The 23,445-nt window shown below is 68.5% G+C and carries 26 protein-coding genes; 13 read left to right on the top strand and 13 right to left on the bottom strand.

Translation table 11 applies throughout. From position 1 onward, the window contains the following. Position 1: 1 nt before the first annotated feature. The 4 genes from DACI_RS04715 to DACI_RS04700 all read right to left on the bottom strand — a co-directional run bounded on the left by DACI_RS04715 (position 2) and on the right by DACI_RS04700 (position 3,170). Positions 2 to 820 carry a hypothetical protein gene (locus DACI_RS04715; RefSeq protein WP_012202858.1) on the bottom strand — a complete coding sequence of 273 codons (819 nt, stop codon included), beginning with the start codon at positions 818 to 820 and terminating at the stop codon, positions 2 to 4. Further along, positions 813 to 2,195 carry an aminopeptidase P N-terminal domain-containing protein gene (locus DACI_RS04710; protein ID WP_012202857.1) on the bottom strand — a complete coding sequence of 461 codons (1,383 nt, stop codon included), beginning with the start codon at positions 2,193 to 2,195 and terminating at the stop codon, positions 813 to 815. The genes DACI_RS04715 and DACI_RS04710 overlap by 8 nt, the downstream gene beginning before the upstream one ends. A 99-nt stretch (positions 2,196 to 2,294) precedes the next feature. Further along, complete coding sequence (locus DACI_RS04705) at positions 2,295 to 2,825, bottom strand: rhodanese family protein (protein ID WP_012202856.1); 531 nt, start codon at positions 2,823 to 2,825, stop codon at positions 2,295 to 2,297. 27 nt (positions 2,826 to 2,852) lie between these two features. Continuing rightward, positions 2,853 to 3,170: an ArsR/SmtB family transcription factor gene (locus DACI_RS04700; RefSeq protein WP_012202855.1), complete on the bottom strand. Its 318-nt coding sequence runs from the start codon at positions 3,168 to 3,170 to the stop codon at positions 2,853 to 2,855. An 85-nt stretch (positions 3,171 to 3,255) separates the two neighbouring features. Between DACI_RS04700 and DACI_RS04695 the strand changes: the two genes are divergently transcribed. After that, entirely contained in the window at positions 3,256 to 4,152 is an 897-nt protein-coding gene (locus tag DACI_RS04695) for an MBL fold metallo-hydrolase (RefSeq protein ID WP_012202854.1), read from the top strand. A gap of 56 nt (positions 4,153 to 4,208) precedes the next feature. Then, on the top strand, positions 4,209 to 4,619 hold the full coding sequence (locus DACI_RS04690) for an OsmC family protein (protein ID WP_012202853.1): 411 nt from the start codon (positions 4,209 to 4,211) through the stop codon (positions 4,617 to 4,619). A gap of 81 nt (positions 4,620 to 4,700) precedes the next feature. On the opposite strand, the gene DACI_RS04685 is transcribed toward DACI_RS04690, so the two are convergent. Then, positions 4,701 to 4,997 carry a hypothetical protein gene (locus tag DACI_RS04685; RefSeq protein WP_012202852.1) on the bottom strand — a complete coding sequence of 99 codons (297 nt, stop codon included), beginning with the start codon at positions 4,995 to 4,997 and terminating at the stop codon, positions 4,701 to 4,703. Positions 4,998 to 5,188: 191 nt separating this feature from the next. Between DACI_RS04685 and DACI_RS04680 the strand changes: the two genes are divergently transcribed. Next, complete coding sequence (locus DACI_RS04680; protein ID WP_043780647.1) at positions 5,189 to 6,142, top strand: pirin family protein; 954 nt, start codon at positions 5,189 to 5,191, stop codon at positions 6,140 to 6,142. Between the two features lie 100 nt (positions 6,143 to 6,242). Here DACI_RS04680 and DACI_RS04675 read toward each other — a convergent pair whose 3' ends face one another. After that, on the bottom strand, positions 6,243 to 6,623 hold the full coding sequence (locus tag DACI_RS04675) for an HPF/RaiA family ribosome-associated protein (protein WP_012202850.1): 381 nt from the start codon (positions 6,621 to 6,623) through the stop codon (positions 6,243 to 6,245). 372 nt (positions 6,624 to 6,995) lie between these two features. Here DACI_RS04675 and DACI_RS30950 point away from each other — a divergent pair, with 372 nt between their 5' ends. Further along, a complete protein-coding gene (locus DACI_RS30950; protein ID WP_012202849.1) occupies positions 6,996 to 7,877 on the top strand; it encodes a gamma-glutamyl-gamma-aminobutyrate hydrolase family protein in 882 nt (293 codons plus the stop codon). On the opposite strand, the gene DACI_RS04665 is transcribed toward DACI_RS30950, so the two are convergent. Further along, complete coding sequence (locus tag DACI_RS04665; RefSeq protein WP_012202848.1) at positions 7,779 to 8,798, bottom strand: LysR family transcriptional regulator; 1,020 nt, start codon at positions 8,796 to 8,798, stop codon at positions 7,779 to 7,781. The genes DACI_RS30950 and DACI_RS04665 overlap by 99 nt on opposite strands. A gap of 76 nt (positions 8,799 to 8,874) precedes the next feature. Between DACI_RS04665 and DACI_RS04660 the strand changes: the two genes are divergently transcribed. Then, on the top strand, positions 8,875 to 9,216 hold the full coding sequence (locus tag DACI_RS04660) for a protocatechuate 4,5-dioxygenase subunit alpha (protein WP_012202847.1): 342 nt from the start codon (positions 8,875 to 8,877) through the stop codon (positions 9,214 to 9,216). Positions 9,217 to 9,263: 47 nt separating this feature from the next. After that, entirely contained in the window at positions 9,264 to 10,109 is an 846-nt protein-coding gene (locus tag DACI_RS04655; RefSeq protein WP_012202846.1) for a class III extradiol dioxygenase family protein, read from the top strand. 87 nt (positions 10,110 to 10,196) lie between these two features. Here DACI_RS04655 and DACI_RS04650 read toward each other — a convergent pair whose 3' ends face one another. Both DACI_RS04650 and DACI_RS04645 read right to left on the bottom strand, forming a co-directional pair. Beyond that, the gene (locus DACI_RS04650; RefSeq protein ID WP_034399899.1) at positions 10,197 to 10,667 is read right to left on the bottom strand and encodes an FKBP-type peptidyl-prolyl cis-trans isomerase; all 471 of its coding nucleotides are present in this window, start codon (positions 10,665 to 10,667) and stop codon (positions 10,197 to 10,199) included. A gap of 111 nt (positions 10,668 to 10,778) precedes the next feature. After that, positions 10,779 to 11,681 carry a LysR family transcriptional regulator gene (locus DACI_RS04645; protein WP_043780643.1) on the bottom strand — a complete coding sequence of 301 codons (903 nt, stop codon included), beginning with the start codon at positions 11,679 to 11,681 and terminating at the stop codon, positions 10,779 to 10,781. Positions 11,682 to 11,781: 100 nt separating this feature from the next. On the opposite strand from DACI_RS04645, the gene DACI_RS04640 reads away from it, so the two are divergent. Genes DACI_RS04640 through DACI_RS04630 form a run of 3 tightly spaced genes read left to right on the top strand, consistent with a single transcriptional unit; the run spans position 11,782 to position 14,660 of the window. Then, positions 11,782 to 12,798 (top strand): Bug family tripartite tricarboxylate transporter substrate binding protein, encoded by a 1,017-nt coding sequence (locus DACI_RS04640; RefSeq protein WP_012202843.1) that lies wholly within the window; start codon positions 11,782 to 11,784, stop codon positions 12,796 to 12,798. Positions 12,799 to 12,814: 16 nt separating this feature from the next. Further along, positions 12,815 to 14,191 (top strand): lyase family protein, encoded by a 1,377-nt coding sequence (locus DACI_RS04635; protein ID WP_012202842.1) that lies wholly within the window; start codon positions 12,815 to 12,817, stop codon positions 14,189 to 14,191. Between the two features lie 16 nt (positions 14,192 to 14,207). Beyond that, entirely contained in the window at positions 14,208 to 14,660 is a 453-nt protein-coding gene (locus DACI_RS04630) for a carboxymuconolactone decarboxylase family protein (RefSeq protein WP_012202841.1), read from the top strand. A 26-nt stretch (positions 14,661 to 14,686) separates the two neighbouring features. On the opposite strand, the gene DACI_RS04625 is transcribed toward DACI_RS04630, so the two are convergent. Continuing rightward, positions 14,687 to 15,733, bottom strand: coding sequence for a pirin family protein (locus DACI_RS04625; protein WP_012202840.1), 1,047 nt, complete (start codon positions 15,731 to 15,733; stop codon positions 14,687 to 14,689). A 132-nt stretch (positions 15,734 to 15,865) separates the two neighbouring features. Then, positions 15,866 to 16,588 carry a glutathione S-transferase C-terminal domain-containing protein gene (locus DACI_RS04620; protein WP_012202839.1) on the bottom strand — a complete coding sequence of 241 codons (723 nt, stop codon included), beginning with the start codon at positions 16,586 to 16,588 and terminating at the stop codon, positions 15,866 to 15,868. Positions 16,589 to 16,730: 142 nt separating this feature from the next. Here DACI_RS04620 and DACI_RS04615 point away from each other — a divergent pair, with 142 nt between their 5' ends. Next, positions 16,731 to 17,717: a Bug family tripartite tricarboxylate transporter substrate binding protein gene (locus DACI_RS04615; protein WP_012202838.1), complete on the top strand. Its 987-nt coding sequence runs from the start codon at positions 16,731 to 16,733 to the stop codon at positions 17,715 to 17,717. A 39-nt stretch (positions 17,718 to 17,756) separates the two neighbouring features. Here DACI_RS04615 and DACI_RS04610 read toward each other — a convergent pair whose 3' ends face one another. Then, complete coding sequence (locus DACI_RS04610) at positions 17,757 to 18,326, bottom strand: DUF1439 domain-containing protein (RefSeq protein ID WP_065346849.1); 570 nt, start codon at positions 18,324 to 18,326, stop codon at positions 17,757 to 17,759. A gap of 273 nt (positions 18,327 to 18,599) precedes the next feature. On the opposite strand from DACI_RS04610, the gene DACI_RS04605 reads away from it, so the two are divergent. The 3 genes from DACI_RS04605 to DACI_RS04595 all read left to right on the top strand — a co-directional run bounded on the left by DACI_RS04605 (position 18,600) and on the right by DACI_RS04595 (position 22,198). Then, entirely contained in the window at positions 18,600 to 19,682 is a 1,083-nt protein-coding gene (locus DACI_RS04605; RefSeq protein WP_012202836.1) for a porin, read from the top strand. Between the two features lie 280 nt (positions 19,683 to 19,962). After that, positions 19,963 to 21,351, top strand: coding sequence for a type II toxin-antitoxin system HipA family toxin YjjJ (gene yjjJ, locus DACI_RS04600; RefSeq protein WP_012202835.1), 1,389 nt, complete (start codon positions 19,963 to 19,965; stop codon positions 21,349 to 21,351). A 199-nt stretch (positions 21,352 to 21,550) separates the two neighbouring features. Continuing rightward, positions 21,551 to 22,198: a DUF924 family protein gene (locus DACI_RS04595; protein ID WP_012202834.1), complete on the top strand. Its 648-nt coding sequence runs from the start codon at positions 21,551 to 21,553 to the stop codon at positions 22,196 to 22,198. An 81-nt stretch (positions 22,199 to 22,279) separates the two neighbouring features. Here the strand turns inward: DACI_RS04595 and DACI_RS04590 are convergent, their stop codons facing one another. Further along, positions 22,280 to 23,428, bottom strand: coding sequence for an acyltransferase family protein (locus DACI_RS04590; RefSeq protein WP_012202833.1), 1,149 nt, complete (start codon positions 23,426 to 23,428; stop codon positions 22,280 to 22,282). Positions 23,429 to 23,445: the final 17 nt, after the last annotated feature.

Raw genomic sequence — 23,445 nt, 5'->3', positions numbered from 1 at the left:
GTCACACCAGCCCGTGCGAGAGCAGATAGGTGATCGCATGGGCCACCATGGCCGCCTCCAGGCCATAGCGCCAGAACAGGAAGCCGCCCACGGCGCCGTGGACGATTTCGAACAGCAGCAGCTGCAGCACCAGCCCGTCCGACAGGCCGCCCCAGGTACCCCAGGCCAGCGCCAGCTGCAGCAAGCCCCAGAGCAGGGCCGACAGCATCACCGACCACCAGCCCAGCATCCAGCCCGGGCGGCGGTCGGTGCGCCCGCTCAGCCGCCACAGCAGCCACATCACCAGCGTCATGCCGCCCAGGCGCATCACCAGCTCGGCCGTGATGCCCGCGTACAGGATCTTGGCGCCCAGCGGCATGGCGTAGACGGGGTCGATCAGGGTCAGGTCGTCGGGCCAGGCCAGGGCCAGGGTCACCAGCCAGGCCGCGCCGACCACGCCGCCGGCCAGCCCCGGCAACGTAAGGTAGCGCACGGCGCGCTGGGGCGAACGCCCGGCCACCCAGGTGGTCAGCAGCGGTGCGGACAGGCCCAGCCTTGGCCCCAGCCACACCCCGACGCCCACGGGCAGGGCCAGCAGCGCGGCCATCACGCCAATGCCGGCGAGCGGCGTGGCCAGCGGCTCCACGGGCAGGCCCAGCAGGCGCATCCAGTCGGGCAGGACGAACCAGGCCATGGCCGCCACGCCGGGCAGGCCCAGCAGCCAGAGCACCGTGAAGATGCGCCAGCTCAGCCGTGGCAACGCGGGCGGGACATAGGCCGATGGGGCGGGCATGAGGGTGGACACGGGGCCGGTGGTGGGCAGGCTGGCGTTGTCAGTCACGCATCAAGGCTTCTATCTCGTCGGGCTCCACGGGCACACCGCGCGTGATCAGCTCGCAGCCCGTCTCGGTGACGATGGCATCGTCCTCGATGCGGATGCCGATGTTGTGGAACTGCTCGGGCACGCCGGCCGCAGGGCGCACGTAGATGCCCGGCTCGATGGTGGTGCACATTCCCGGGCGCAGGATGCGGCTGGGGCGGTTGGTGATGGTCTCGCCCGACAGCGGGTCCTTGCGCTCGTGCGACTGGCCCAGCTCCGAGGGCTCCACATAGCTGCCGCAGTCGTGCACGTCCATGCCCAGCCAGTGGCCCGTGCGATGCATGTAGAACTGGAAGAAGGCGCGCTGCTCGATCACGTCCTGGGCGTTGCCATAGACCTTTCTATCCAGCAGGCCCAGGTCCAGCATGCCCTGCGCCAGCACGGCCACGGTGGCGTCGTGCGGATCGTTGAAACGCGCACCGGCGCGCGTGGCCGCCACGGCGGCCTTCTGGCTGTCCAGCACCAGCTCGTAGAGCGCGCGCTGCGGGCCGGTGAAGCGGCCATCGGCGGGGAAAGTGCGCGTGATGTCGCTGGCGTAGCCGTCGAGCTCGCAGCCCGCGTCGATCAGCACCAGCTCGCCCGCGTGCACGGGCGCCTTGTCGGCCTGGTAGTGCAGCACGCAGGCGTTGGCGCCGGCCGCCACGATGGAGCCGTAGGCCACGTACTGCGAGCCCTGCTGGCGGAATTCATGCAGCAACTCGGCGTCCAGGTGGTATTCGCGCACCTCCTGGCCTGCGCGCAGCATGCGTGCCGAGCGCTGCATGGCGCGGATATGGGCCTGGGCGCTGATGGCGGCGGCGCGGCGCATGATGTCCTGCTCATGCGCGTCCTTGACCAGGCGCATCTCGTCCAGCAGCGTGCACAGGTCGCCCTGCTCGGCCGGGCACAGGGCGCCGAAGCGCACGCGCGCGCGCACCTGGCCCAGCCAGCCTTCCACGCGCACGGCCAAGCCTTCATGCGTGGCGAACGGATACCAGAGGCGGCCCCGGTTCTCCAGCAGGCGGGGCAGGCGCGTATCGATCTCGGCGCTGGAAAACGCCTGGCTCACGCCCAGCGTGGCCACGGCGGCCTCGGGGCCCAGGCGGATGCCGTCCCAGATTTCGCGCTCCAGGTCCTTGGGCTGGCAGAACAGCACGCTGGTGCCGTCGGCGGCCAGCACCAGGCAGGCATTGGGCTCGGCAAAGCCGGTCAGGTAGTAGAAGTAGCTGTCGTGGCGGTACAGGTAGCCGGTGTCCCGGTTGCGCTGGCGCTCGGGAGCGGTGGGAATGATGGCGATGCCGCCAGCGCCCAACTGGGCGGCCAAGCGTGCGCGGCGTTGAGCGTAAACAGATGTCATACAGCTATCGTACTGCCGTCCGGGGTTCTCCACAGTCCCCTGAACAGGGGAACTTGGGGTCGGACAGCAGGCGTCAGGCTGGATTCAGTGCAGGCACCGTCACTGCCCCAGGGCGCGCCGGTTCCAGGGCGCCTTCATCAGAACGCGCGCCAATCCGCAAAAGCCCGTGGCACCGGCCACGATCAGGCCGCAGCCCACGAAGCCCGACAGCAGGTGCCACCACGGGGACACCGTGGCGCCGAGCACGGCGCCCAGCAGCGCCAGCCCGCCCGCGCCCAGTTGCACCTGGCGCTGCAGCTCCAGCGGCTGGCGGCTGTCGCGCAGCACGGGCAGGCCTTGTGCCTTCCAGGCGTCCAGGCCGCCGTCGAGCACATGGCCGGCACAGCCGGGCGGCAAGGCTGCCGCCAGGGCCTGGGCGTTGAGGCGCGTGCGGTGGCCGGAGCGGCAGTGAAAGACCACGGCGGCAGGCGCGCCAGCCAGGGCTCCCGCCGCCAGGCGGTCCATGGGCATGCTGCGTGCGCCGCCTATGCGTTCGCGCGCATGTTCGTCCGGCGCGCGGATGTCGATGAGCCAGGCGCCCTGCTCCTGCATCTGGCGGGCGGCTTGGGAGGAGACGGAGGAAAGAGACATGGATCAGCTCCTTGGGAACAGAGGATTTCAGGCGCAGAAGATGCTCTTGAGCGTGGCCACCAGCTTTTGCACATCGGGATTGGCGATGCGGTAGTACAGCGTCTGCGACTCGCGGCGGTAGGCGACCAGACCCTCTTCGCGCATGCGGGCCAGGTGCTGGGACAGGGCCGACTGGCTCAGCGGGATCTGCTGCAGCAATTCGCCCACGGACAGCTCGCCATGTTCGATCAGCAGGCACAGCACCAGCAGGCGCCTCTCGTTGCCCACGGCGCGCAACAGCGCGGCGGCACGTGCAGCGCCCTGCTGCAAAAAGGCCTGTTCAGGAGAGAGCGTCGGTTCGGTCATGGTTGATCAAGAACAATCTAATTTAGCAAATTCTAATATAATTGCCGACAGGCTGCACACGAGCCCTCGAACCAGGAGTGCCTTCATGACATCACCGCTGCGCATTGCACCGTTCTTCGACGCCAACACCCACACCGTGACCTACCTGGCCTGGGATGCGGACACGGCCGAGGCCGCCGTCATCGACCCCGTGCTCGACTACGACCACGCCAGCGGCCAGGCCCACACCGGCTCGGCCGATGCCGTGCTGGACGCCGCGCAGGCCCAGGGCCTGCGAGTGCGCTGGATTCTGGAAACCCATGCCCATGCCGATCACCTCAGCGCAGCCCCGTACCTGCGCGAGCGCACGGGCGCCCCGATTGCCGTGGGCGAGCACATCCGCGAGGTGCAGCGCATCTTCCGCCCCGTCTTCAACCTGCCCGCGTCCGGCAGCGACCAGCCCTTCGACCGGCTGCTGGCCGACGGCGACAGCCTGCCGCTGGGCGGGCTGCGCATCGAGGTGATGCACACGCCCGGCCATACGCCGGCCTGCGTGTCCTACCGCATCGCGGACGCGGTCTTCGTGGGCGATACGCTATTCATGCCCGACTACGGCACGGCGCGCGCCGACTTCCCCGGCGGCGACGCGGGCACGCTGTTCCGCTCCATCCAGCGCCTGCTGGCCCTGCCGCCCGCAACGCGATTGTTCATGTGCCATGACTACAAGGCGCCGGGCCGCGACCGCCATGCCTGGGAAACCACGGTGGACGCGCAACGCGCCGGCAATGTGCATGTGCACACGGGCGTGGACGAGGCCAGCTTCGTGGCCATGCGCAACCAGCGAGACGCCACGCTGTCCGCGCCCGCCCTGCTGCTGCCCGCCATCCAGGTCAACATGCACGCAGGGCATTGGCCTGCGGCCGAGGCCAATGGCGTGCACTACCTCAAAATCCCGCTGCGCATGAAGCACCGGCCCCAGGCAGCGGACGCAAAGCAGGCGTAGAGTCGTCCGTTGCCTCTCCCACCCCTCTTGCGACACCCCAGGACAAAGGACTTTCCATGATCCACAGCGCCCACGCCACCAGCACGGACACCCCCTATCGCGTCACGCTCGGCGACCCCCAAGGCCACAGCTGGCATGTGGACGAACCTGCGGACAAGGGCGGCGGCGACACGGCGCCCAACCCGCTGCAGCTGCTGCTGTCGGCCCTGGGCGCCTGCACCACGGTCACGCTGCAGATGTACGCGGCGCGCAAGCAGTGGAAGCTGGAGCAGGTGGACGTGCAACTGCGCCTGAACCCCGAAGGCACGCCGGCCAGCGGCAACCTGATCGAGCGCCAGATCACGCTGCAAGGCGCGCTGGACGACGAGCAGCGCCAGCGCCTGCTGCAGGTGGCCGAGGCCTGCCCCGTGCACAAGCTGCTGGCCGGCGAGGTGCACATCCAGACCGCGCTGCAGCTGCCGGCCTGAGCGTGCGCCAGGCCATCATGCAAAAAGCCCTGCAGCTGTCAGGCCGCAGGGCTTTTGGAGTGGATGGGGACATGGCCGGCGTCAGGCTTGGCTGACCTCGATCTCCCCGGTATCGACATAGAGCTCGAACTCGCGCTTGGCCAGCGACACGGTGATCGGCTGCTCGTCCTGGGTCCAGGACAGCACATAGCTTCCAATGGCCGTGGCCACCTGCACACGGGTGCCGCGCGGAATGTCTTCCAGGGGGCCGTCGCCTACCCGGTGCTGCACATTGCCGGTGACCGTGGCTTCGAACTTCTCGGGGAATCGCTGGACTTCCACGGCGCTCTGGACCGCCTCTTCAGCGGCTTCGGCTTGCGTCTGTACGGATGTATTCATGGCGGTTTCTCCTGTAAGAGTGAGGCCGGCGCCCGCCAAAATGGCGGGCGCCGGTCCGTTCTTCGAATGTAAACAATGTTCCTGAGAACGCGCTGTCAGCGAACAGGCCCAATCCATGCGAGCCGCGTTTGCCTGCTGCGCCGCGCTGCACGACACTGGTGGCTTCCCCCACGAAACAGGCCGATCCGACCATGTCCGACACGTCCCAGCCCCACTCCCAACCCCAGCACCTGCCCACCCGCACCGCCGATGTGGGCGGCATTCCCATCCAGCGCGCCATTCCCCAGCGCGCCCTGCGCAAGGTCGGCGCCTGGTGCTTTCTCGATCACGCCGGTCCTGCCGACCCCGCGCCACCGGGCATGCAGGTCGGCCCGCATCCGCACATCGGCCTGCAGACCTTCACCTGGATGATCCGCGGCGAAGTGCTGCACCGCGACAGCCTGGGCCACACCCAGATCATCCGCCCCGGCCAGGTCAACCTGATGACGGCCGGCCACGGCATCGCCCACTCCGAGGAAAGCCAGACGCCCTCGCACATCCACGCCGCGCAGCTGTGGATTGCGCTGCCCGAGTCGCACCGCAACGGTCCGCCGCGCTTCCAGCACTACCCCGAGCTGCCCTGGACCACGGTGGGCGACTTCACGGCCACGGTGCTGGCCGGCGAAGCGCTGGGCCTGACGTCGCCGGCCGAGGTGCACACGCCCCTGATGAGCGTGGACCTGCATGCGGACAGCGCGGGCAATGGCAATGCCGTCGCCACGCTGCCGCTGCGTGCCGATTTCGAGCATGCCGTGCTCAGCCTGGAAGGAAGCGTGAGCGTGAACGGCCAGCCCCTGCCGGTGGAGGAACTGCTCTACCTGCCCCTGGGCACGGCCTCGGTCGCCATCGAGACCACGCCCGGCAGCCGCCTGCTGGTCATTGGCGGCGAGCCAATGGATGAAGCCATCTTGCTGTGGTGGAACTTCGTGGCCCGCACCAGCGAAGAGATCGCCGAGGCCCGCGCGAAATGGGAAGCGGAGGCCGGTCAGGATGCGCAGGCCCTGCCCGCAGGTGCGGCACGCCGCTTCGGGCCGCCGCTGGCATCGCCCCTGAAGCCGCTGCATGCGCCTTCGCTGGACGGCGTGGTGCTGCGCGCCTCGCGCTGAACACGCTTGCTGCGGCGATCGACCTGCAGCCATGGCCCTGCCCAACAAAAAGGCGCCCCAATGGGGCGCCTTGCCGTTTGTGTTGCGGGGATTTCGAGGGTCAGGCCGGGCTGGCCGCATCCACCTCGGTGCCATCTTCCACGCCGCGAACGCTCTCGCGGCCGTTCTTGTCCTTGAGCTTGCCCAGGTCGGTCTCCACGGCCCGCTTCAGCTTTTCAATGGCCGCGTTGAAGGCATCCTTGACCTTTTCAGCCTCGGCGTTCACGGCGATCGGCGGGCGGCCATTGGCCCGGGTCTCCAGAACGCAGCGCTTGCCGGGAGCGCCGGAGGTCTTGAGCGCATCGACGCCGGTGAGGAAAACCTCCACGCGTACCACGTAGTCCTTGAATCTCGCCAGCTTGGCGTTGATCTCTTCCTGCGCCCATTGCGCCAAGGACTCGCCACCCTGGATCGAATCGTCGGCATGAACCTGAACTTGCATGCATATCCTCCTAGTCGCCAAAAGCCGCACCACCGGCGCGGCGGGGTTGTCGGGGCCATTGATGAACTGGCGAATCCATCGTAACGCCATGCGGGCTGCCTGCACAGCAAGTCGCACCCTGCGTCGTCAGGTTTTTCGCGCTGCAGCATCCGCAGCCCCAACCCCTGCCTACAGGCTACACCCGCGGGCGGGGCGCCTGCACGAATGGACGGAAAAAGCTTGAGATGCCTCAAGACAACTCTTGCATTCACCTACACCTATTTGCAGTGATGGCCCTGCGCCGGTCGCGGGCGTTCAACCCCTTCCTACAGGTCGCAGGCACGATTGGGCTTACAACGTGACCATCAGGACTTTCCCCTTGCCCACCACCCCATGAGCCCACTTGCCTCACGCCGCCTCAAGATCGGCCTTTCGGCCTGTTTCTCCCATGCGGACCCGCAGCGTCCGCTTTTCACGGGCAAGACGCTGCAGTACGTGGAGCAATCGATAGCGCACTGGATCATGTCGGCCGGCGCCATGGTGGTGATGGTGCCCTGCCCCACAGGCGAGACCGCGCGCGGCGACGTGACGCTGGAGCACTATGCCGAGTGGCTGGACGGCGTGGTCATGCACGGCGGCGCCGATGTCTGGCCCGGCAGCTATGGCGAGGAACCCATGCGCCCCGAATGGCTGGGCGACCGCGTGCGCGACCTCTACGACCTGGCCGTGGTCGAGGCGTTTTCCCAGGCCGGCAAGCCCATCTTCGGCGTCTGCCGCGGTCTGCAGCTGATCAACGTGGCCTTCGGCGGAACGCTCTACCAGGACATCGAGACCCAGGTGCCCGGCTCGCAGCTGCACCGCAATCCCACCGAGTACGACCGCCACTACCACGACATCGCCATCGTGCCCGGCAGCCGGCTGGAGGCGCTGTACCCCACGCTGGACCGCGCACGCGTGAACAGCATCCACCACCAGGGCATCAAGGACGTGGCGCCCGAGTTCGATGTGGAGGCCTGGAGCCTGCCCGACCGCATTCCCGAGGCCATCTTCCGCAAGCCCGGCACGCTCAAGAGCTATATCGCCGCCACGCAGTGGCACCCCGAATTCCAGTTCCGCAACCCGGACACCAGCACGCTGGATGACAGCGTGCTGCTGCGCGACTTCCTGGCTGCCTGCTCACGCGCCCGCGTGAGCCCGGCCGTGAGCCACAGCCCCTTCCAGATCCGCAACCGCGCAGCACGCCTGTTGCGCCGCGCCTTGCTTCGCAGGCATTGACGGCCCGGCGCCTCCAAGCGCCTGCGCCACCACCTGCTGCAACTGCCCGCGCAGCCACGCATGGGCTGGATCGGCCTGGTGGCGCGTATGCCAGATCATGAACATGGGCAGCGGCGGGCAGTCCACGGGCACGACAAAGCTGCCCAGCGATGACAGGGCCGTGCGGCCCAGCAGCGACGGCGCCGTCGCCAGCAGCGGCGTGCCGCGCACGAAGGCGGCCAGCGCCGCAAAGCCCGGCACGCGCACGGCAAAGCGGCGCTCCAGCCCGCGCGCCTGCAGTTGCAGGTCCAGGTCCAGCGCTTGGCGGTCGGCATAGGCCACGGTGGCGTGCTCGGCCTGCAGATAGTCGGCCAGGCTGGCCGGCGGCTGTCGCACGGCGCTGTCATAGAAGACTGCGTACTCATCGGTGAACAGGCGCTTTTGCACGATGTCCGTGGCATCGGGCGGGCGCGGGCTGATGGCCAGCAGGCAGGCATCCGAGCGCAGCAGTTCGGCATCCGGCGCGCCGCTGTCGATCACGCGCAGCATGGCTGCGGGCGCTTGCGTGCGCAGGCGCCGGGCCAGCGCGGGCAGCAGCAACTCGCGCTGCAGGTCGTTGGCGGCAATGGTGATCTCGGCACGCCAGTGCGCGGGGTCAAAGCTGGGCCCCTGGCCGAACTGCTGCATCTGCCGCAGCAGCTCGCGCGCCGGGTCCTGCAGCGCCAGCGCATGGGCCGTGGGTGCAATGCCCCGCCCCTGCCGGACGAACAATCGGTCGCCCGTGATGGCGCGCAGCTTGTCCAGCAGATGGCTGACGGCCGATTGCGTCACGCCCAGGCGCTGCGCCGCCGCCGTGACGCTGCCGGTCTCCAGCACGGCCAGCAGCAGTTGCAGCAGCCTGCCATCGAGCTGCGATCCATCGATTTGTCTCATGCATTCCATGATTGGCCGCCGCTTTATCTTTGGCAACGCGGGCCGGACACTGCCGCTGATCCAACGCAAATACCGGAGACAAAACATGGCCGATCAGCCGCAGATTCCCGGCACCACCCTGTTCGATGGCAGGCAGGCCCGCAAGGGCTATGCGCTCAACAGCATGTGCTTTTCCTTCAACGAGCTGGCCAACCGCCAGGCCTTCCTGGCCGACGAGGAGGCCTATATGCGCAGCTACGGGCTGAACCAGGAGCAGGCCGATGCCGTGCGCGCCCGCAACGTGCTGCAGATGATCGCGGCCGGCGGCAACGCCTACTACCTGGCCAAGCTGGCCGGCATCTTTCACCTGGACATGCAGGACATAGGCGCCCAGCAGACCGGCATGACCAAGGCCGAATTCCAGGCCCTGCTGCGCTCGCACGCCTGAGCCCCGCCGCAGCCCACACGCAAGACACAGCACAGGAGACACCCACCATGGCACATCTCATCGGCGGCCTCGGCACCTCGCACATTCCCGCCATCGGCAACGCCATCCACAAGGGCCTGCAGAACGAGCCCTACTGGAAGCCCTTCTTCGACGGCTTCCCGCCCATCCGCGAATGGCTGGCCGCGCAGCGCCCCGACGTGGTGGTGATGTTCTACAACGACCACGGCCTGAACTTCTTCCTCGACAAGATGCCCACCTTCGCCGTGGGCGCGGCCGAGCGCTACTGCAACGCCGACGAAGGCTGGGGCATTCCCACGCTGGCACCGCTGCGCGGCCACACGGAGCTGTCATGGCACCTGATCGAGTCCCTGGTGGGCGAGGATTTCGACGTGGTCAGCTGCCAGGAGATGCTGGTGGACCACGCCTGCACGCTGCCGCTCAAGCTGTTCTGGCCCGAGGGCGACTGCCCTGTGGCCGTCGTGCCGGTGTGCATCAACACCGTGCAGTTCCCGCTGCCCTCGGCGCGCCGCTGCCATGCGCTGGGCCAGGCCGTGGGCCGGGCCATTGCGCGCTGGAACAGCGACCAGCGCGTGGCCGTCATTGCCTCAGGAGGCCTGTCGCACCAGCTCGATGGCGAGCGCGCGGGCTTCATCAACAAGGCCTTCGACCTGCAGTTCCTTGAAAGCATGGCCACCAATCCCGAATGGGCCACGCAGTTCAGCATGCATGAACTGGTGGAAAAGACCGGCACCCAGGGCGTGGAACTGCTGATGTGGCTGGCCATGCGCGGCGCCCTGTCCGCGGCTGCGCCCGGCGTGCGGCGCGTGCACGGCAACTACCACATACCGATCTCCAACACCGCCACGGCGCTGCTGGCGCTGGAGGCGGTCTAGTCGGAAAACACAAAGGCCGCCGGGCATGCCAGGCGGCCTTTGTGCTTTGCGGGGCCGTGCGGACCGGGTGTATCCCGGCCCTGCCTCTCAATGGTGGTGGCCGTGGCCGCCGTGCACGTGACGGTGCTCGATTTCCTCGGGCTTGGCCGCGCGCACTTCGGTGACCTTGCAGGCAAAGTGCAGCGCCATGCCGGCCAGCGGGTGGTTGCCGTCCAGCAGCACCACGGGGCCCTTGATCTTGACCACGTGGTAGATCTGGGGCTGGCCCTGGTCATCGGTGCCGCGCAGCTGGCCGCCGACCTTCACGCCGGGCGGGAACTCGCCCTTGGGGATGGTGCGGGTCAGGCTCTCGTCGCGCGCGCCGAAGGCGTCTTCCACGGCCAGGTCCACGGTCAGCGTGTCGCCCACGGCCTTGCCGTCCAGGGCGGCTTCCACCTTGGCGAAGATGTTGTCGTAGCCGCCGTGCAGATAGGCCACGTCGCCCTTGTCGAGCAGTTTGCCCAGCTTGTCGGTGATCTTGTAGTTGATGGTGACGGCGGTGTCTTTGGTGATGTTCATGGCAAAGGCCTTGGAAAACCGCAGCGCAGAAGGCGCGCCGCGCAAAGCTGCCATTGTCGGCGACCTGGGGCATTCCAGCGTCGCGGCCGTGGGTTCACCGGCCGCCCGACCTCAAGCCAGGCACTCGCGCGCGCATTCGAGCAGGCTGCGCGCCCAGCGCGCGCGGGCCGAGGTGTTGAGCCACAGCAGGCCCACCTTGCGCGCATCGGCGGGGCGGGAGCCGACGCCGTCCGCAGCAGCGCCCTGCTCGGGCAGCGCCAGCACGCGCACGTCGCGGCCCTGGGAGAGCACGGGGCCTATGTCGGGCACCAGGCCCACGCCCAGGCCCTGGTCCACCATCATGGCCACGGCCAGCACCGAGTTCAGTTCCATGCGCTCCAGCGGCGCAATGCCCTGGGCGCGCAGGTAGCGGTCGGCCAGCCGGCCACCGGCCAGGGAGCGGTCGTAGCGCACCAGGGGCCGGGTGCGCAGCAGGGCCAGCGGGTCCTGCTGCGCATCCCGGGCGCGGCACAGCACGACCAAAGGCTCCTGGCGCAGCTCGGCCCAGCACACGGTCTTGGGCAGGTCGAACGAGGGTTGCAGGCAGCTCAGCACGTCCAGCTCGGACTGGACCAGGGCCGTGTACAGCTCGGGCGTGAGGCCGGCGCGCACGCTGATGCGCACCTCGGCGTGGCGCGCCACGAAGGCCCGCATCACGGCGGGCACGAAGCCGTGCAGCGCCGTGTTCACGGTGCCCAGCCGCAGCTCGCCGCCGTCCGCGTCCGAGGCCACCCATTCGCGCAGGCCCTCGAAGTCCTGCAGCAGCTGGCGGCCACGCTCGAACAGCCGCTCGCCCGCCTCGGTGGCGCGCACGCTGCGGCCATGGCGCACCAGCAGCGGCGCACCCAGCTCGCCTTCCAGCACGCGCATTTGCTGGGCAATGGCCGAGGGGCTCAGGTCCAGCTGGCGAGCGGCTTCGGACATGGAGCCGGTGTCCACCACTCTCAAGAAATTGTGTATGTATCTCACGTCCATTTCACACATTTTCTTGAATCACAACGCAGATGCAACTGCTGTTTTCCCAGGCTGCGCTGCACCACACTGCGTGACAACGACTATTTCAGGAGACAGACGCATGGATTCCCGGCTCACCTCTCAACCCGCTCAAGCCTCTCAGACCTCTTTGCCGCGCCGGATGTGGCTGTCCACCGCCGCCGCCGCGCTGGCCGCGTGTGCGCTGCCGGCCTGGGCCCAAAAGCGCGGCAGCCGCCTGGTGGTGCCGTTTGCGCCGGGCGGCGGCAACGATGTGTTTGCGCGGCAGATGGCGCATGGCCTCAACGAGTCCTTCGGCTACGGGATGATCGTGGAGAACAAGGCCGGCGCGGGCGGCAACCTGGGCACGGAAGCCGTGGTGCGTGCGGCCGGCGACGGCAGCACCTGGCTGCTGGGCCACACGGGCACGGTGTCCATCAATCCCTCGCTGTATCCGGGCCTCAAGTTCAATGCGGCCACCGATCTGCAGCCGGTGGCCATGTTCGCCTCGTCGGCCCTGCTGCTGGTCGTGCCGGCCTCCTCGCCCGTGCGCAGCGTGGCCGATCTGGCCGAGCAGATGCGCAAGCGCAGCGGCGAGATGAACTACGCCTCCAGCGGCTCGGGCACGGGCGGCCACCTGACGGGCGAGATGTTCGCCCACGCGCTGGGCGCCAAGGCCATCCACGTGCCGTACAAGGGCACGGCCCCGTCGCTGACCGACCTGGTGGGCGGCAATGTGGACTTCAGCTTTGGCGTGATTCCCGCGGCCATGGCCCTGGTGAAGGCCGGCAAGCTGCGCGCCCTGGCCGTGACCGGCGCCAAACGCCAGCCCCAGCTGCCCGACGTGCCCACGGTGGCCGAGTCCGGCGTGCGTGCGCTGGCCGACTTCGAGAGCTCGCTGACCTACGGCATCCTCGCGCCCAAGGGCACGCCTGCCGAGACGGTGCGCGCGCTGGGGCGCGACATCCTCAAGGTGGCGTCTGCCGAATCCTTTCAGTCGCGCCTGGGCATCGAGGGCGCCGTGCCGCTGCTGGGCGACGGCGCGCAGTACGCGGCCCGCATCCAGGTGGAGAGCGCCAAGTGGGCCGCCGTGATCAAGGCCTCGGGCGCCACGGCCTGAGACCGGCAAGGACAGCATGTCATTGGTGAAGGACTATCTGGGCCCCGCCGACAGCGGCCACTGGTTTGCAGACGCGCGCTGGCTGGACGCGCTGCTGCGCTTCGAGAGCGCGCTGGCCCAGGCCCAGGCCGACTGCGGCCTGGTGCCGCGCCCGGCCGCCGAGGCCATTGCGCGCGCCTGCGCGCAGGCGCCGCTCACGTGCGAAGGCGTGGTGGAGCAGGCACGCGCCAGCGGCGCGCTGGGCCTGGCCGTGGTGCGGCCGCTGCAGCAGTGGCTGCAGGCCCACGCCCCGGAAGGCCTGCCCTGGCTGCACTGGGGTGCGACCACGCAGGACGCCGTGGACACGGCGCAGGCCCTGCTCACGCAGCAGGCCCTGCAGGCGCTGCTGGCCGAGCTGGACGCGCTGCAGTCCGCACTGCAGGCCCTGGCCCGCACGCACGCGGCCACGCCCATGCTGGCGCGCAGCCTGCTGCAGCCCGCGCAGATCACCAGCTTCGGCTTCAAGTGCGCGCAGTCGGCTGCCGCCGTGGGCCGCAGCATCGAACAGTTTGAAAGGCTTGCCACCGCTGCGCTGTGCGTGCAATTGGGCGGCGCCGTGGGCAATGGCGCCGTGCTGGGAAGCCACCGTGCCGAGGTGGAGCAGGCACTGGCCCGGCGCCTGGGCCTGTCGGCCTGCGGCCGCAGCTGGCATACCCAGCGCGACGACTGGATGCGCCTGGCCATGGAGGCCGCCGTATGCGGCGGCAGCCTGGCCAAGCTGGCCAAGGACTGGTCGCTGATGGCGCAGTACGAGGTGGGCGAAGTCAGCGAGGCGCCGCGCGGCAGCACCTCCAGCGCCATGCCGCACAAGCGCAATCCCGTGCACCTGATGCAGGCGGTGGCACAGGCCCAGGCCGTGCCCCAGTTCGCGTCCCTGCTGCTGGGCTGCATGGCCCAGGCCCATGAGCGCGCGCTGGGCGAGTGGCAGGCCGAGGTCGCGCACTGGCCCGACCTGTGGCGCCATGTGCATGGCGCAGCCGCCGCATTGCGCCAGGCCGCGCAGTCGCTGCAGGTGCATCCGCAGCGCATGCTGGGCCATGTGCGGGGCCTGCACGGACTGGTGTTTTCAGAGGCCTGCGTGCACGCCATGGCACCCTGGACAGGCAAGCCCGAGGCCCTGGCCGCCGTGGAGCTGCTGGCCCCGCAGGCGCTGGAGCAGGGGCGCGAGCTGCGCCTGCTGCTGGCCGAATGGGCCGCGCCCCGGCTGGACGCAGCGGCCCTGCAGGCGCTGCAAGATGCGCTGGCCCGGGCCTGCGACCCGGCCCGCGCCGTGCAGGCATCGCATGATGCATGCCTGGCGCTGCTGGCAGCGCCGCAGACCCACGCCAATGCCCATGCCCATTCCCATGCTTGACACAGGAACCCCCGCCATGACCGAATCTTCCGCCAACGCCCTGCAGCGCGGCCTTGCCAACCGCCGCCGCGTGCTGGGCGATGAATGGGTGGACCAATCCGTGGCGCGCGCCAACGAACTGAATGTGGAGTTCCAGCGCATGATCACGGCCTACGCCTGGGACGGCATCTGGAGCCGCCCTGGCCTGGAGCGCCGCACGCGCCGCATCATGGTGCTGGCCATCACGGCCTCCATGGGCCGCTGGGAAGAGTTCGAGCTGCACATCCGCACGGGCCTGCTGGCCGACCCGGCCGATGCCGAGGCCGCGCCGCTGGACCTGGACACCATCCGCGAAGTGCTGCTGCAGACCGCCGTCTATGCCGGCGTGCCCGCAGGCAACACCGGCATGGCCATCACGCTGAAGATCCTCAAGGAGCTGGGGCGCACGCCCGCGCCGGCCAGCTTTCATCCGCCCGCAGACACGGCCTGACACGGCCTGACGCGGCCTGACCGGACTCAGGCGGCCGGCGGCTGCTCCTCGGCCGCAGCGCCCGGGTAGCGCGCAAAGCGCCGGTTCTCTGCGCCATGCACCGGGTCCTGCTCGGCCCAGGGCCATCCGCCGAACTGGGTGCGCCGGTAGTCCTGCATGGCCTGCATGATTTCCTGCTGCGTGTTCATCACGAAGGGGCCGTACTGCGCCACGCTCTCGCCGATGGGGCGGCCCTGCAGCACCAGGCATTCCACGGCGTCGGCGCCGCTGTTGTGCAGTTCCCAGTCCTGCGTGGCATCCACATGCAGGGCCGCATGCTGGGCCAGCGCCGTGGGCCCGACCTGCAGTGCCTGGCCCGCAAAGAAATACAGCATGCGCTGCGTGTCCGCGCCGGCTGCGCGCGGCAGCGTCCAGCGTGCGCCGGGCTCCAGGCGCAGCGTCCAGATGGCCACGTCGCCCTCGGGTTGGGAGGCCCAGGATTCGGGCGGCGGCGGCAGGGCGGCCGCCGTGCCGGGCAGGCTGCCTGCCACCACGGTGACCACGGTCCTGCGGCCTGCGGCGTCTGCGTGCTCCAGGCGCGGGATGCGCTCGTTCCAGAACATGGTGAAGTGCGGCTCCACCATCTTGGAGCGCGCAGGCAGGTTCAGCCAGATCTGGAACAGCTCCAGCGGATTGGGCGCGTCGCTGTTGAGCAGCGGGAACATCTCCGAATGCTGGATTCCCTTGCCGGCCGTCAGCCACTGCACGTCGCCGCCGCCAAAGCGCGCGGCTGCGCCCAGCGAATCGGAATGGTCGATCAGGCCCTTGCGCACCAGGGTCACGGTCTCGAAGCCGCGGTGCGGGTGGCCGGGAAAGCCCGGCACGCCATCGCCGTGGTACATGGAAAAGCCGTCCTTGCGGCTGAAGTCGCTGCCCATCTGGCGGCCTTCCAGGTCCACGGCCTGCACGCCCAGGCGGCCATCGCTGGGCGGATAGGCATCGTCATGGTGGGCACAGAACAGGAAGGGGTCCATGGTGGGCCACAGCGGGCCCAGCGGCTGGCTCTGGAGGACGGGGGTGGTGGCTGCGGTCATCGTGGCTCCTGTGAGGCTGCGCCCGCAAGAAAAAGGGGGGCGCTGCATTCTCGGACAGATGCGGCCCCCGCGCCGGTTTTGAAAGCCACCATGGCTGGGACAGTGCGGCCCAGGAATGCAACGCCCGCCGGGTCAGTTGCGCGGCGGCGTCACCAGGCCCTTTTGCACGGCCGGGCGCGCCACGAAGGCGGCCAGCACGCGCTGCAGCTCGGGAAAGCGCTCCCAGCCCAGCAGTTCGGCCGCGTTGTAGCCCTGCTCCACCACCATGTTGCGCACCCAGGGCCACAGGGCGATGTCGGCAATGGTGAACTGCTCGCCCATCACCCAGGCGCGGCCGGCCAGGCGGCGCTCCAGCACACCCAGCAGGCGCACGGACTCGTTCACGTAGCGGTCGCGCGGACGCTTGTCCTCGAAGTCCTTGCCCGCGAATTTGTGGAAGAACCCCAGCTGGCCGAACATGGGGCCGACGCCCCCCATCTGGAACATCAGCCACTGCAGCGTTTCATAGCGCGCGGCCGGGTCGGCGGGCAGCAGCGGGCTGCCGGTCTTCTCGGCCAGGTAGACCAGGATGGCGCCCGATTCGAACAGCGCCAGCGGCTTCCCGCCCGGGCCTTGCGGGTCCAGGATGGCCGGGATCTTGTTGTTGGGAAAGGTGTCCACGAACTCGGGCGAGAGCTGGTCATTGCTCTCGAAGCCCACGCGGTGCGCCTCATACGGCAGGCCCATCTCCTCCAGAGCGATCGACACCTTGACGCCGTTGGGCGTGGGCAGGGAATACAGCTGGATGCGGTCCGGCTGCGTGGCCGGCCACTTGCGCGTGACGGAAAAGGCGGAAAGCGGATTCTGTGAAGTCATGGGGCACCTTGAGGGCTGGACGGGTTCGCCAAGAAATCGATGGCCGCTGCATCGTAACGTTCGGCGCCCAGCCATGCTTGGCACGCTAAATAATGGCGGACCCGGCCCTGCCGCCGGGCCATAACAATCAACGGAGACATGCATGACAAGACATTCCACCCGCCGCCACGCGCTGGCCCTGCTCGGCACCACCGCCGCCGCCTGGGCGGCCCTGCCCCTGGTCGCCACAGCGGCCGGCTACCCCGAGCGCCCCGTGACCGTGGTCGTGCCCTACTCGCCCGGCGGCGGCGTGGACATCATCACGCGCCTGGTCACGCCGCCCATGGCCGAGCTGCTGGGCCAGTCCCTGGTGGTGGACAACAAGCCCGGCGGCGGCACCAACATCGGCATGGGCGCGGTGGCACGCGGCGCGGCCGACGGCTACCTGCTGCTGACGGCATCCAACACGCTGACCACCAACAAGGCGCTGTACGCCAAGCTCAATTTCGATCCGCTCAAGGACCTCATCCCGGTGGGCCGCATCGGCGAGGCGCCGCTGGTCGTGGTGGTCAACGCCAAGTCGCCCCACAAGAACCTGGCCGAGCTGATCGCCGCCGGCAAGGCCAAGGCCGGCGCCCTGTCCTATGGCACGGCTGGCGTGGGCAGCTCGGGCCACATGGCCAGCGCCCTACTGGAGCGCGCAGGCGGCTTCCAGGCCGTGCACATCCCCTACAAGGGCGGCTCGGCCGCCGTGACCGACCTGCTGGGCGGGCGGCTGGACTTCATGGCCATCAACCCGCTGGAGGTGGCAGGCCATGTGGGCAGCGGCGCGCTGCGCGCCCTGGCGGTGCTCAACCACAATGGTTCGCGCCTGTTGCCGGGCGTGCCCACGGCACGTTCGCTGGGCGTGAATGTGCAGGCCACCGTGTGGTGGGGCCTGGTGGCGCCGGCCGGCACGCCGCCGGCCGTGGTGCAGGCGCTGAACCAGGCTTTGAACAAGAGCCTGGCCCAGCCCGCCGTGCAGCAGAAGCTGGCCGACATCGGCGCATCGCCCATGGGCGGCACGCCGGCCGAGTTCGGCGCCTTCATTCAGGCCGAGAGCGCCGAGCTGGGCGAGGTGATTCGCGCCGCCAATATCCGCGCGGACTGAGGCGCGGGCGAAGGGAAGGACAAAGGCGCGCCGCTGCGCTCAGCGCGGCGCGACGGGCTTCTGGACCAGGGCCACGCTCAGGCCGTCCGGCGTCACCGTGATGGCGCCGGGCTCCATGTTCAGCGAGTCCATCAGGGCCAGTTCCTTGTCCTGCAGCTGGTAGAGCACGAGCTGGCCCAGCGCCTGCTCGGCCAGCGCGCTGGCGTAGGTGGTGAGCATGTCGCTCATGGCGGGCGCCAGGTCGTTGATGACCAGGCTGTTGACCTTGATCTGGTGGGCGCGCAGCGTGCGGTCCGTGGGCTCGTAGCGCAGCGCGAAGTCCAGGTTCAGATGGCCGCCATAGCCCTGCTTGAGCACGGGCCCCGACAGATCGGCCTGCAGCACCGCATTGAGCGCGTTGCGCTCGGGCAGCAATCCCAGCACCGGCGAATGCAGCTTGAGCTGCAGCATGCCGGCCACGGGGAACTGCCGGGGAAAGCGCTGGGCCACCACCTCCTGCAGCCTTTGCCGCGAAACCGAGACATTCCCAGGTCCGGACTTTCCCGAACATCCGGTCGCGGCCAGGCTCCAGCCCGCTGCCACGACCATCAACAAAAAGCGGCGATTCATCACGACAGCACAAGCCTCAGAAAGCCCGACACGAAACCCTGAAGCGCCATGCATGCCATACGCATGGCGCTATGTTTTTTGAGAGCGACATTGTCCCGCCAGGGGCTATTCCCTGTCCCGGCAGTGGGTGTTGCCCGGCACCTGCGCGCAGCCACTTCGAGAACGAAACGACATAGCAGCTAGTGCCCGCCGGACATAGGCAGTACCGGCTCCCATACGGAAACTCGGCCGCTCGCAAAGTTCCCGCATTCCAGAAGAAATCAAGGAGACACCATGAAGAAGAACAACATCGCCCTCGCCCTCGCCCTGCTGGCCACAGGCTGCGCGGCCGGCCCCGCCCTGGCGCAGTCCACCAGCAGCGTGAGCCTGTACGGCATCATCGACGTGTCGGTGCGCGCGCAAAGCGGCCTGTCGGGCGCCAATGCGCCGGCTGCGGGCAGCATGGGCTCGGTCAACAGCGGCGTGGGTCCCACCAGCCGCTGGGGCATACGCGGCAGCGAGGACCTGGGCGGCGGCCTGCGCGCCATCTTCAACCTCGAATCCACGCTGGGCGCCGACGTGGGCGGCATCGGCGGCGTGGCCGGCACCTTCGACCGGGCGGCCATCGTGGGCCTAGCCGGCCACTGGGGCGCGGTCACGGCTGGCCGGCAGAACACGCTGATCTCCGACTCCGTGGGCCTGGTCGATCCCATCGCCCTGCGCTTTGCGGGCCTGAACCCCAACATCCAGGTCACCAGCCTCACGGGCCACGGCCTCAACAACGAATGGGGCGCCACCAACACCAAGGTGGGCTCCAACCGCGTCAACAACTCCATCAAGTACTCGGGCAGCTTTGGAGGCCTCACGGCGCGCGCCATGTACAGCTTCGGGGAGACCGGCGTGTCGGCCTCGCGCCTGGACACGCGCGGCCTGGGCCTGGACTGGCGCCAGGACGACCTGGTGCTGACCAGCGCCTACACCCAGTTCCACGACGCCAGCGGACGCACGCTGGACGCCGCCAACATCGGTGGCGCCTGGAGCCGTGGCGACCTGCGCCTGATGCTCAACTACGGCCGCAACAAGGCCGAGACCAGCGACACCGCGAAAACCACGAACAAGATCCTGGCCCTGGGCGCGCGCTACGCCGTCACGCCCGTCATCGGCCTGAACGGCGGCTACTACAAGGTGGACCGCGAGCGCACGGGCCAGGGCGACGACGGCTTCCAGCGCCTGATCGGCTTCGTGGACTACCAGTTGTCCAAGCGCACCAGCCTGTTCCTGGAGCTGGACACGACCAAGTGGAAGAACGGATATCAGGGCGCAGGCAACAAGACACGCGCCAGCGGCATCAGCCTGGGTATCACTCACAATTTCTGACCCCCTGAGCGGCTGGCGCCGCTTCCCCCAGGGGACGACGCCCTCGGCCAGGCGCCCCCGCCGCGAGGCGGCTCTTGCTCGGCGTCTCTGAGTTGGAGCACGCCAGTTTCACAGGCTGTGATCGTGATTCGCAGACCTGCAAGCCCCCGCGAAATCCAGCTTTGCCGCGCCCTTGGGCGCGGTTTTTTTATCTATTCATATATCCATTCACGGATTTGCATAAATCCTTGATTTTCAATAAATTAACCCCTTGTTTCATCCATTCATGAATTGATTCCCCATGGCCACTGAAGACCTCTCCCTGCAGGTGCTGGCAGCACTGCGCCGCCAGGGCGGTGCGCTGGCGGCGCGCGAGTTGCAGCAGATGCTGGGCGTGAGCCAGCCCACGGTGTCGCGCGCGCTGGCACCGCTGATCCAGTCGGGCCAGGTGCGCAAGGTGGGGGCGGCGCGCACGCAGCGCTATGTGCTGCCGCGCCAGGTGGCGGGCGTGGGCGCCGAGGTGGCCATCATGCGCGTGGACACCGAAGGCCATGCATCACCCTTCGGCCGCATGATCGCCCTGCACGGCGGCGGCTTCTGGGTGGATGAGGCCGACGGCCTCAGCGAGCAGCACGACGGCCTGCCCTGGTTCCTGGACGACATGCGGCCCCAGGGCTTCATCGGCCGCAGCTTTGCGCACAGCCACCCCGAACTACAGCTGGGCGGCGACCCGCGCCAGTGGGGCGAGGACGATGTGCTGCGCGCCCTGGCCCGCTTTGGCGAAGACCTGCCGGGCAACCTCATCGTGGGCGAAGCCGCCTTCGAGCGCTTTCACTCCCTGCCCGCGCGCACGCTGCGCGCCGCCTCTGCGGCCGACTATCCGCGCCTGGCCATGCAGGCCATGCAGGGCACGCATCCGGGCTCGTCGGCGGGCGGCGAGCAGCCCAAGTTCTGCTGCATCACGGCCGGACGCAGCGTCATCGTCAAGTTCTCCCCGGCAGGCAACGCGCCGGCCGAGCAGCGCATCCGCGACCTGCTGGTCTGCGAGCACCTGGCACTGCAGACCCTGGCCGAAGACGGCCTGCCCGCAGCGCGCACGCGGCTGTTCCTCGATGGCGGCCGCGCGTTCCTCGAATCGGAGCGCTTCGACCGCAGCCAGCCGGCGCCGGGCGATGTGCCAAGCGTTGTGCCGGGCGATGTGCCAGTCTCACAGGCCCACCCGGGCAGCAACCCTGGACGCATCGGCATGGTGTCCCTGCAGGTGCTCAATGCCCAGTACGTCGGCGAGGTGGACAACTGGGCAGCCACGGCCAACCGACTGGCCGCACGCGGCCTCATCACCGAGGCCGACGCGCGCAGCCTGCGCCTGCTCGAAGCCTACGGCCAGCTCATCGCCAACACCGACCGGCACTACGGCAACATCTCCTTCGTGCTGCCGCAGCCCCATGGCGACTGGGCGCTGTCGCCCACCTACGACATGCTGCCCATGCTCTACATGCCCATCAACGGCGAGATCGTGGAGCGCGACTTCGGCGCCCAGCCCCAGCGCCCCACGGCCGCCACGCTGGCCGAATGGCCGCATGCCCAGGCGCTGGCACGCCGCTTCTGGCAGACCGTGGCGCAGGATGCGCGCATCTCCGGGGACTTTCGCAACATTGCCACGCGAAATCTTGAATTCATGAGTGCCTGATTGACAGGCGCCAGCAATGAAATCCGAATACCAATCTGTGGATAACACCGGTAATTTCTCTTGAAAAACCTGTGTACATCCTATTGAAAAACATTTGCACAAGCTGTGCTTCATCTGCGCAAAACCGCCATCCACAAGGGCGGTACGCCACCGCCTGCACAATCGAAGGCTTCCTCATCCGACAAGAGCCTGGCCACCGATGACAAGCATTGCCCCTTCTCACGCCGCAGACCCGCGCATCGCCGACGTGCTCAGCTACTGGCTGGGCTCCGCGCATCCCGACAACGAGGGCGCCCTGGCCTGCAAGAACCTGTGGTTCATCAAGTCCGATGCCACTGACGACCAGATCCGCGAGCGCTTCGGCGCCCTGGTCGAAGATGCGCTGGCCGGCCAACTGGACGGCTGGGCCGACACGGCGCTGGGGCGGCTGGCGCTGATCGTGTTGCTGGACCAGTTCACGCGCAACCTGTTCCGGGGCACGGCACGCAGCTTTGCAGGCGACCCGCAGGCGCTGCAACTGGCGCTGGATGGCATCGCCCTGGGCCATGACCGGCATGCCGACCTGCCTGCCGTGGCGCGCATCTTCTGCTACCTGCCGCTGGAGCATGCCGAAGACCTGGCCCTGCAGGACCGCAGCGTGGCTGCCTTCCAGGCCCTGGCCGACCAGGCCGGTGACGCTGGCGGCGAGGGCGTGCGCGAGTTCCTCGCCGGCACCCTTGACTACGCCCACCGGCACCGCGACGTCATCGTGCGCTACGGCCGCTTTCCGCACCGCAATGCCATCCTGGGCCGCACCAGCACGGCCGAGGAACTGCAGTACCTGTCCCAGCCCGGCTCAGGGTTCTGAGAGCGCAGCAGGTCTCCTTCACCCACAAAAAAAGGGAACGTGCCAACGTTCCCTTTTTTGCTTTCGGCGCGCTGCCGGCATTCAGGCCGGCTGCGCCTGGGGCTGGCGCTCGCCGCCCTTGCGCTCGCCATCGCGCATGCGCAGCGCCCAGCGCTCGATCGTGTAGAACGACAGCGCCGACAGCGCCACCGAGATCGCCAGGCCCAGCGCCACCACCACGGGCCACGAGAAGTCGGCGCGCAGATAGCGCACCACCGGGTAGTGCCAGAGGTAGACGCCATAGGACAGGCGGCCCAGCTTCACCAGCGTGGGCGACGACAGCATGTCGAAGACCAGGCCCGAGCCCTGGCTTGCCGCCACCAGCAGCACCACGGCGGCGCATTCCACCACGGTGATGCCCCAGACCATGGCGTCCTGGTTGTCCCATTGCAGCGCCATCAACAGCGGCACGGCCAGTGGCACCCACATGGCGTGGTGCATGCGCGCCTTCAGTGCAGCGATGAAGTCGGGCCGCTCGATCATCACCGCCGCCAGCAGCGCACCGGCGAACAGGCCCGAGGCACGGGTGTCGAAGCGAAAGAAGATCTCATAGAAGTGCTGGCCCTGGTCCACCCAGTACACGCGCCACAGCCAGCTCAGCGCCCACAGCAGGGCAATCGGGCGCCACAGACGACCCGGCTTGGAAAAGCGCAGCAGCAGCACCAGCAGCGGCGGCCAGATCAGGTAGAAATGCTCCTCCACCGACAGCGACCACATGTGCAGCAGCGTGTCCGGGCTGTCGAAGAAGGCGATGCCGTAGTCGGCCAGATAAAGGATGGAGACCAGCGCATCGGTGTAGATGTCATTCAGGTCCGGCCACAGAAAGGGCGCGAAGATGCAGTACGCTCCCAGGAACAGGGCCAGCGCCGGCATCAGGCGATAGAAGCGGCGGCGGTAAAAGCGCCAGAAGCCGATGCGGCCTTCGGATTCGTTCTCCATCAGCAGCAGCGAGGTGATCAGATAGCCGCTGAGCACGAAGAACAGGTCCACCCCGAAGAATGCGCCATCGAACAAAGGCGCATGGGAGTGCGACAAGATCACCAACAGGATCGCCACGCCCCGCAGCCCGTCAAGGGCGGGGTTGTAGTGCAGTTTGAAATCCTTGACCACCAAAACCGGACACCTTTCCAACGCCGGGGCATACGCCCCGGGCCATGAACAAACCCCATGAAAAATGGAGCACGCGGACATGGCGCAGCCGTCCCCGG

It is taken from the genome of Delftia acidovorans SPH-1, assembly GCF_000018665.1.
In the GTDB taxonomy this organism is placed as follows: domain Bacteria; phylum Pseudomonadota; class Gammaproteobacteria; order Burkholderiales; family Burkholderiaceae_C; genus Comamonas; species Comamonas acidovorans.
This window is presented reverse-complemented; position numbering and strand designations above follow the sequence as displayed.